A 7,784-nucleotide genomic window follows, 5' to 3' on the forward strand; every position below is an offset into this window, starting at 1 on the left:
GGGTCAGAAGGATCAGCGCCATGGCAAACGAACATATCGTCAAGTCCTTCGACCAGGAGCTCGAGGCCCTGCGCCGCACCATCGTGCAGATGGGCGGCCTGGCCGAAAGCCAGCTCGAGCTCGCCATCCAGGCGGTGGTGCGGCGCGACGCCGACCTCGCCGGCCGGGTGATGCGCAGCGACGAGCAGATGGACGCCTACGAGGCCTCGGTCGACGCGGCGGTGGTCCAGATCCTGGCCCTGCGCCAGCCCTTCGCCGCCGACCTGCGTGAGGTGATCTCGGCCCTGCGCATCGCCTCGGACCTGGAGCGGATCGGCGACTACGCCGCCAACATCGCCAAGCGGTCCCTGGCCCTGGCCCAGGTGCCGGTGGTCCGCCCGGTGGCGACGCTGCCGCGCATGGGCCGGATGGTGCAGCAGATCATCAAGGACGTGCTCGACGCCTATACCGAGCGCGACCTGGACAAGGCGCTGTCGGCTTGGCGCCAGGACGAGTCGGTCGACGACCTCTACACCAGCCTGTTCCGCGAGACCCTCACCTACATGATGGAGGATCCGCGCAACATCACCCCCTGCACCCATCTCCTGTTCATCGCCAAGAACATCGAGCGGATCGGCGACCACGCCACCAACATTGCCGAGCTGATCCACTTCCTGCTCACGGGCAAGCCGGTGAAGGATGTGCGGCCGAAGGGCGACGCCACCTCCTTCACCGTCGTCACCCCTGAGGCAAAGCCGGAGGATAATGCATGAGGGCCGGCATCCAGCCGCTGGTTCTGGTGGTCGAGGACGAGGTCGATCTCGTCACCCTCCTGACCTACAACCTGGAGCGCGAAGGCTTCCGCGTCCTCGCCGCCTATGACGGCGAGGAGGCGCTGCTGCTGGCCAGCGAGCAGCGCCCGGACCTGGTGCTGCTCGACTGGATGCTGCCGCATCTCTCGGGCATCGAGGTCTGCCGCCAGCTCCGCCGCGGCGCCAAGACCCGCGACATCCCGGTGATCATGCTGACCGCGCGCGGCGAGGAGGGGGACCGCGTGCGCGGCCTCGATTCCGGCGCCGACGACTATGTCGCCAAGCCGTTCTCGACGCCGGAGCTGATGGCCCGGATCAAGGCCGTGCTGCGCCGCACCTCGCCGTCCAGCGCCGGCGACATCCTCAGCTACGCCGATCTCAGCATGGATCTCGGCGGCCACCGGGTCCGCCGCGGCAACCGCGACGTCCATCTCGGCCCGACCGAGTTCCGCCTGCTGCGCCACTTCATGCAGCATCCCGGTCGGGTGTTCAGCCGCGAGCAGCTGCTCGACATCGTCTGGGGCCACGACGTCTATGTCGAGCCGCGGACCGTCGACGTCCATATCCGCCGCCTGCGCAAGGCGCTGAACGACGACAGCGAGATCGACCTGATCCGCACCGTCCGCTCCGCCGGCTATTCGCTGGACGTCCAGGCGCAGGCCTGAGCCCGGGGAACCATCCACCAAGGCTGCTGGTTGTCCCGACGAACGGCACGGAGGTGTCGCATGAGCAAGGATTCCTGGCTGTATGTCCGGTTGTGGTTCCGCTCGCCGCTGAAGGTCGCTGCCTGGGCGCCTTCCGGCCCCGCCGTGGCGCGGGCCTTCGCCCGGCACGTCGACCCGCGCTGCCATGATCCGGTGCTGGAGCTCGGCGCCGGCAGCGGCAGCCTGACCGAAGGTCTGCTGGCGACAGGGCTGCCGCCGGAGAAGCTGATCGTCGTCGAGAAGATGCCCGAGTTCTGCACCGTGCTGCGCCAGCGCTTTCCCGGCGTCACGGTGCTGGAGGGCGATGTCGCGGAGATCGGTCCGATGCTGGACGACATCGGGATCGGGCGGCTGTCGGTGGTGGTGTCCAGCCTGCCGATCATCTGGTTCCCGCTCGACCTGCAGCGGGCGATCATCGACGCCGCCTTCGCCCGCATGGGCCGGTCGGGCCGCTTCCTGCAGCTGACCAACCAGATCCTGTCGCCGCTGCCGCGGCGCAAGCTGGGGCTGCAGGGCCGGATGGTCGATTTCGTCTGGCGCAACCTGCCGCCGCTCGGCGCCTGGAGCTACCGCCGCCCGGCGGGTTTGCCCGACGCGGCCTGAGCAGCGGGGCAACCGCTCCGGCCTCCCAAAGAAAAAGCCCGCGCCACCCTTCGGCGGCGCGGGCTTTCTTGTGAGCAGGCGGTCAGTTGCCCGGCGCGCTCGGCACGAACCAGCCGCTGGGCAGGCCGTTGGCCTGGCGCCGCGGCTCGCCGGCGTCGGCGACCTGCTGCGGCGCCGGCGCACGCGCGGGCTTGGCCGAGGCTGCGACGCGGACCGGCGGAGCGTCGGGGATCGGCGCCATCCGGGTCGGCGCGACGGCCGTGCGGGCGGCGGGAACCGGTGCCGGCACGGCAGCCGCCGCCTGTGCTGACGGTGCATCCGGGATGGGCGCCATGCGGATCGGCGCCGGACGGGCGGCCGGGGCCGCGGCGGCGACCTGGGTGCTGCCGTCGGGGATCGGCGCCATCCGCACCGGGGCCGGGGTGACCGCGCGCGTTGCCGGGGCGTCGGCGACCTGAGCGGTGCCGTCCGGGATCGGCTGCATCCGCACCACGCCGGGCTGCTGCACCACGCGGACCGGCGGCAGGGCCGACGCGGCCACGCTGCTCGACCCGTCGGGGATCGGCTGCATCGCCGCCACCACGGTGGTGTTGCGCCGCGAGGACCCGTCGGGGATCGGCGCCATCCGGATCGGCGCCGGCACCTTCTGCTGGATCACGTTGGCGGCGTACTGGGTCATCCGGTCGGTGCCGCCCTGGCCCGGCATGACGCCGGCGATCTGCGGCGCGATGATGTCCATGTAGCGCTGCGTCTCGCGCGGCAGTGGCCGGCCTTCCTCGACATACTGGCGGTACCGCTCCGGCCCGGCATTGTAGGCGCCGAGGAAGCCGGGATAGCCGTACAGGTCGTACATCTCGCGGATATAGGCGGCGCCGGCCAGGATGTTGTCGCGCGGCTCGTAGGCGTCGGGGCCCAGGCCGTGGACGTAGCGCAGCTCGTCATAGGTGCCGGGCATGACCTGCATCAGCCCCATGGCGCCGGCGTGGCTGGTGATCGGCTGACCACCCTTCCAATGGGTCTGGCCGCCGCTCTCCACATGCATCACCGCGCGGATCCACTCCTCGGGAATGTTGAAGCGGCGCGAGGCGTCGTGGATCTCGGCTCCCCAGGGGCCGCTGGCGACCACGGGTTTCGGCTTCGGCGCCTGGGCGCAGCCGGCGAGCAGGCCTGCAAGCAAAACCGTGGCCGCAACCGTCCTGGTCCAGCGGGTTGTCCCTGGCATCTTCCCCTCCATGCTCCCCCAAAACCAAAAGCCCGGCGGCGACGCCGCGGGCCTGAAAATTAACGCAGACCCTTAACGTATACGGACAAGTGCTTCATTCAAAGAGGAAAAACACCAATCCCAATCCCCCTGGGTGATGATTTTCCTAGGCGGAATGCTGACTGAGAGCGGGCAAATCGTCGAGCGAAATCGTCACATGAATGATGCCGGGCTCGTCCGGCACGTCGGCGCGGGCGAATCCGAGCTCCTCGGCCATGCGCAGCATGGTCACGTTCTCCCGCAGCACCTCGCCGAAGATCCGCTTCAGCCCGCGGCTGCGGGCATAGTCGATGATCTCGCTCATCAGCCGGTGGCCGAGGCCGTGGCCCTTGAGGTCGGAGCGCACCATGATGCCGTACTCCGCGGTCTCGCCGTCCGGGTCGGCGATGATGCGCACGGCGCCCAGGATCGCGCGCCGGCCGTCCTCCTCGGCCTCGGCCACCAGCGCCATCTCGCGGTCGTAGTCGATCTGGGTCAGCCGGGCGGCGAATTCGTGGCTGAAGCTGCGCATGGCGCTGAAGAAGCGCAGCCGCACATCCTCCGGGCTGGACCGCTGCAGCATCTCGCGGATTGCCGGCTCGTCCTCCGGCCGCACCGGCCGCAGCGTGACCTCGCGGCCGTCGCGCAGCGCCAGGTGCTGCACCAGCCGCTGCGGATAGGGCCGGATGGCGAAGCGCGGCGTGCCAGGCGGCAGCGGCGGCTGCACCCGGATCGCGGCGCCGGGCGCCAGCACGCCCGCGGCGGCGGCCAGCAGCGGGTTGATCCGCAGCGCCGCCACCTCCGACAGGTCGGCGGCCAGCTGCGACAGCTTGACCAGCGTCAGCGCCACGGCGTCCAGGTCGGGCGCCGGCCGGCCGCGATAGCCCTGCAGCAGCCGCCACACCCGGGCGCGCCTCATCAGGTCGCGCGCCAGCACCGCGTTCAAGGGTGGCAGGGCGGCGACGCCGTCATGCAGCAGCTCGGCCGCGGCGCCGCCCTGGCCGAACAGCAGCACCGGGCCGAACAGCGGATCCTCGTCGATTCCCAGCACCAGCGGATGCGCCTCGGGTGGCGGCGCGTCGCCCTCGGGCAGCAGCGGAATGCGGTAGGCCTCCAGCACCGCCCGCGCTTCGGCCGCGGTCAGTTCGGTCCGGCCTTCGGCCAGCGCAACCGCGATCACCGCCCGGGCGGCATTGGCATCCGGCTGGAAATCCTCCGGCAGGGCCGGCGGCGTCTGCATCAGCAGCACCTGGTTCCGCCGGTGCCGGGCCAGATGCATGAAGGCGCGGGCCGCCTGGCCCGGCGTGTCGTAGCCGGGGATGCGGGCCTCGGCGAACAGGCGCCGGGTCTCGGCGGCGGCGCCGAGCCAGCTCGCCAGCACCGGCGGGCGGCGGCCGTCGCGCTTCGCCGTCTCGGCGACCATGCCGGCCACCGCCCGGGCCGCCTCGACCGGGTCGGCGATGGCGCTCGGGCCGTTCACCACCAGCACCGCGTCGCGGCCGGAATCGGCCAGCAGCGCGTCCAGCGCCCGGGCGAAGCGGTCGGCCGGCGCCGCGTCGCCCAGGTCGACCGGGCCGGGCGGATCGGTGCCGGCGATCCCCAGCCGTCTCGCCGTCGCCGCCGCCGGCACGGCGACCGTCCCGCCGGCATCGGCCAGCGCCTCCGCGGCCAGCAGGCCGAGGCCCGCGCCATTGGTCAGGATCGCCAGCCGCTCGCCGTCGACCCGCAGGCCGCTGGCCAGGGTCTCGACCGCGTCGAACAGCTCGGCCAGGTCGAACACCCGCAGCATGCCGGCGCGGCGGAAGGCGGCGTCGTACACGGCGTCGGGGCCGATCAGCCCGTCGGCGTCGCCGGCCCGCCGGTCGCCGCGGCCGGGGCGGATCACCACCACCGGCCGGGTGCGGGCGGCGATGCGGGCGGCCGACATGAACTTGCGGGCGTGGCTGATGGTCTCGATGTGCAGCAGCACCGCGCGGGTGCGGCTGTCGGCGGCCAGCCAGTCCAGCATGTCGCCGAAATCGACATCGGCCATGCCGCCCAGCGACACGACGTGGCTGAAGCCGATGCCGCGCCGGGTGGCCCAGTCCAGCACCGCCGCGGCCACGGTGCCGGACTGGCTGACGAAGGCCAGGTCGCCGGCCCTGGGCGCCACGTGGCCGAGGCTGGCGTTGACGCCGCGATGCGGCGCCATCAGGCCGAAGCCGTCGGGGCCGAGGATTCGCAGCAGATGCGGCCGGGCCGCGTCCAGCATCGCCTGGCGCAGCCGGGCGCCCTCGGTGCCTTTCGCCGCCGCCGGCCGGTCGATCCCGACGACCGCGGCGGCGCGGGTGCCGCGGCCGCCCAGCTCCGCGATCACCCCCGGCAGGGTATCGGGCGGCGCCGCGATCACCGCCAGGTCCGGCGCCATCGGCAGGGCGGCGACGGACGGGTAGGCGAGGGCGCTGCCGACCGACCGGGCGCCCTGGGTGACCGGCATCACCGGCCCGTCGAAGCCGCCGGCGAACAGGTTGCGGGCCAGCACGGCGCCGACCGGGCCGTCGGCGATCAGGGCGATCGAGGCCGGCCGGAACAGGGCATCCAGGTTGCGCACCGACATCGCAGGCTCCCGCCGGAAACCACCGCCCCAGGGTGGCGGACGAGGCGCCCGGGCTCAAGCGAGGATGTTCGTTGATCGTTTGCGGCGCGTTTTCACAACGCCCATCCCTCACCGTCATTGCGAGGAGGCGAAGCCGACGAAGCAATCCAGGGGCCGCTGCGAGCGGCCCCTGGATTGCTTCGCTTCGCTCGCAATGACGGTTTTGGGACGTCCGAAAGGCTCTCGCAAGCGGGAGAGGCAACCGGTCAGCGCCCGATAGATTCTAGAGGCAGACCAGCAACCGGATCAGCCGTGGCTCTCCGGCGGCTCCGCGTCCTCCCCGGCCTCGAGCTTCCTCAGCCAGGCGTCGGCTTCGTCGGCCGTCAGATGCAGGCCGTCAGCCTGATAGGCGCGCCAAGCGGCAGCCGCGTCTCGGCGGAACTGTTCGCGTCGCTTCTCGCGCTCGGTGACCATGTCACGCGCCCTCCAGCATCACCCGATACCGCTCCGCCATCGCCGCGTCGAAGCAGCAGAAAATCACCCGCCGCACCGCCGGCGTCTCGGGCAGTGTCGCCCGCACCGTCGCGACGGCGATGCCGGCGGCGCGGTCGGGCGGGAAGCGGTAGATGCCGGTGCTGATCGCCGGGAAGGCGATGCTGGTGCAGCCATTGTCCTGGGCCAGGCGCAAGGCGGTGCGGTAGCAGCCGGCCAGGAGATCGTCCTCGCCCCGGCCGCCGCCATCCCAAACCGGGCCGACGCAATGGATCACGTGTCGCGCCGGCAGCCGGTATCCCTTGGTGATGCGGGCTTCGCCCGCCGGGCAGCGGCCCAGCGTGCGGCATTCGGCGAGAAGCTCGGGCCCCGCGGCGCGGTGGATGGCGCCATCGACGCCGCCACCGCCCGACAGGGCGGAATTCGCCGCGTTGACGATCGCGTCGACCTGCAGCCGGGTGATGTCCCCGACCGTGATCTCCAGCGATGCGGTCACCGCGCGGTGCTCATCGGATTACTCCGCGGCGTTCTTCTTGTCGGCCTTGGCGCGCTCGATGCCCTCGACGATCATCTCCGCCGCCCGCTGCGGCCCGTCCCAGCCCATGATGCGGACCCACTTGCCCTTCTCCAGGTCCTTGTAGTGGGCGAAGAAATGGGCGATCTGGTCGCGCAGGATCTCCTGCAGGTCCTCGTAGCTCTGCACCTTGTTGTAGTACGGGTGCAGCTTCGACACCGGCACCGCCAGGATCTTCTCGTCCTGGCCGGCCTCGTCCTCCATCAGCAGCACGCCGACCGGGCGCGCGCGCAGCACGGCGCCGGGCATCACCGGCTCGCGGCCGACGACGATGACGTCGACCGGGTCGCCGTCGCCCGACAGGGTGTGCGGGACGAAGCCGTAATTGCCCGGATAGGCCATCGCGGTGTGCAGGAAGCGGTCGACGAACATCGCGCCCGATTCCTTGTCGAGCTCGTACTTCACCGGCACCCCGCCCATGGGGTTCTCGATGATGACGTTGACGTCGAAGGGCGGGTTCACCCCGACCGCGATCTTGCTGATATCCATGTCGGCCCTGGTCTGTGGTCCTGAGGGTTCCGGGCGCGGACCATAATGCGGAGCGAGCCCGACGGCTAGTGCCGAGCCATTCCCTCCCCGCGACTCGCCCCGTCGTTTTTGTGCGGTGCAGCAGCAATCTTACGCCGAAGCGGCGACGCATCAAGACCGCGCGGCCGTCTCCCCGCCCCAAGCCCGGATATCTCACACCCCCTGCGTCCTGCGCCGGTTGAAAATGCCGACGGGGCAGGAGAGCGGCGCAGCGCGATGCTGATGCATCGGGCAAGCCGTTCGACGCACCCTGTCGGCATTTTCAACCGGCCCGAAG

General features: G+C 71.4%; 8 protein-coding genes. 3 read left to right on the forward strand and 5 right to left on the reverse strand.

Features of this window, described 5'->3' with window-relative positions; genetic code table 11:
- Window positions 1–20 precede the first annotated feature (20 nt).
- The 3 genes from phoU to ACFW16_RS32365 are packed head-to-tail and all read left to right on the forward strand — an operon-like array spanning window position 21 to window position 2,098.
- Window positions 21–752 carry a phosphate signaling complex protein PhoU gene (gene phoU, locus ACFW16_RS32355; protein ID WP_380313150.1) on the forward strand — a complete coding sequence of 244 codons (732 nt, stop codon included), beginning with the start codon at window positions 21–23 and terminating at the stop codon, window positions 750–752.
- Complete coding sequence (gene phoB, locus ACFW16_RS32360) at window positions 749–1,456, forward strand: phosphate regulon transcriptional regulator PhoB (protein ID WP_225768007.1); 708 nt, start codon at window positions 749–751, stop codon at window positions 1,454–1,456. Before phoU ends, phoB begins: the two co-directional genes overlap by 4 nt.
- A 60-nt stretch (window positions 1,457–1,516) precedes the next feature.
- Window positions 1,517–2,098, forward strand: coding sequence for a class I SAM-dependent methyltransferase (locus tag ACFW16_RS32365; protein WP_380313152.1), 582 nt, complete (start codon window positions 1,517–1,519; stop codon window positions 2,096–2,098).
- Window positions 2,099–2,180: 82 nt separating this feature from the next.
- Here the strand turns inward: ACFW16_RS32365 and ACFW16_RS32370 are convergent, their stop codons facing one another.
- The 5 genes from ACFW16_RS32370 to ppa form a co-directional block, all read right to left on the reverse strand.
- Window positions 2,181–3,320, reverse strand: coding sequence for a transglycosylase SLT domain-containing protein (locus ACFW16_RS32370; RefSeq protein ID WP_380313155.1), 1,140 nt, complete (start codon window positions 3,318–3,320; stop codon window positions 2,181–2,183).
- A gap of 145 nt (window positions 3,321–3,465) precedes the next feature.
- A complete protein-coding gene (locus ACFW16_RS32375; protein WP_380313157.1) occupies window positions 3,466–5,934 on the reverse strand; it encodes a GNAT family N-acetyltransferase in 2,469 nt (822 codons plus the stop codon).
- A gap of 285 nt (window positions 5,935–6,219) precedes the next feature.
- Window positions 6,220–6,387 (reverse strand): hypothetical protein, encoded by a 168-nt coding sequence (locus ACFW16_RS32380; protein WP_380313159.1) that lies wholly within the window; start codon window positions 6,385–6,387, stop codon window positions 6,220–6,222.
- A 1-nt stretch (window position 6,388) separates the two neighbouring features.
- Window positions 6,389–6,901, reverse strand: a complete 513-nt coding sequence (locus tag ACFW16_RS32385) for an O-acetyl-ADP-ribose deacetylase (protein WP_380313161.1) — start codon at window positions 6,899–6,901, stop codon at window positions 6,389–6,391.
- 18 nt (window positions 6,902–6,919) lie between these two features.
- Window positions 6,920–7,468, reverse strand: coding sequence for an inorganic diphosphatase (gene ppa / locus ACFW16_RS32390; protein ID WP_088156333.1), 549 nt, complete (start codon window positions 7,466–7,468; stop codon window positions 6,920–6,922).
- Window positions 7,469–7,784: the final 316 nt, after the last annotated feature.

This window comes from Inquilinus sp. NPDC058860 (genome assembly GCF_042743185.1).
Lineage (GTDB): Bacteria > Pseudomonadota > Alphaproteobacteria > DSM-16000 > Inquilinaceae > Inquilinus.

Excerpts from the sequence above, each read along its gene's own strand:
- phoU (WP_380313150.1), top strand. The coding sequence starts at position 21 with ATGGCAAACGAACATATCGTCAAGTCCTTCGACCAGGAGCTCGAGGCC.
- phoB (WP_225768007.1), top strand. The coding sequence starts at position 749 with ATGAGGGCCGGCATCCAGCCGCTGGTTCTGGTGGTCGAGGACGAGGTC.
- ACFW16_RS32365 (WP_380313152.1), top strand. The coding sequence starts at position 1,517 with ATGAGCAAGGATTCCTGGCTGTATGTCCGGTTGTGGTTCCGCTCGCCG.
- ACFW16_RS32370 (WP_380313155.1), bottom strand. The coding sequence starts at position 3,320 with ATGCCAGGGACAACCCGCTGGACCAGGACGGTTGCGGCCACGGTTTTG.
- ACFW16_RS32375 (WP_380313157.1), bottom strand. The coding sequence starts at position 5,934 with ATGTCGGTGCGCAACCTGGATGCCCTGTTCCGGCCGGCCTCGATCGCC.
- ACFW16_RS32380 (WP_380313159.1), bottom strand. The coding sequence starts at position 6,387 with ATGGTCACCGAGCGCGAGAAGCGACGCGAACAGTTCCGCCGAGACGCG.
- ppa (WP_088156333.1), bottom strand. The coding sequence starts at position 7,468 with ATGGATATCAGCAAGATCGCGGTCGGGGTGAACCCGCCCTTCGACGTC.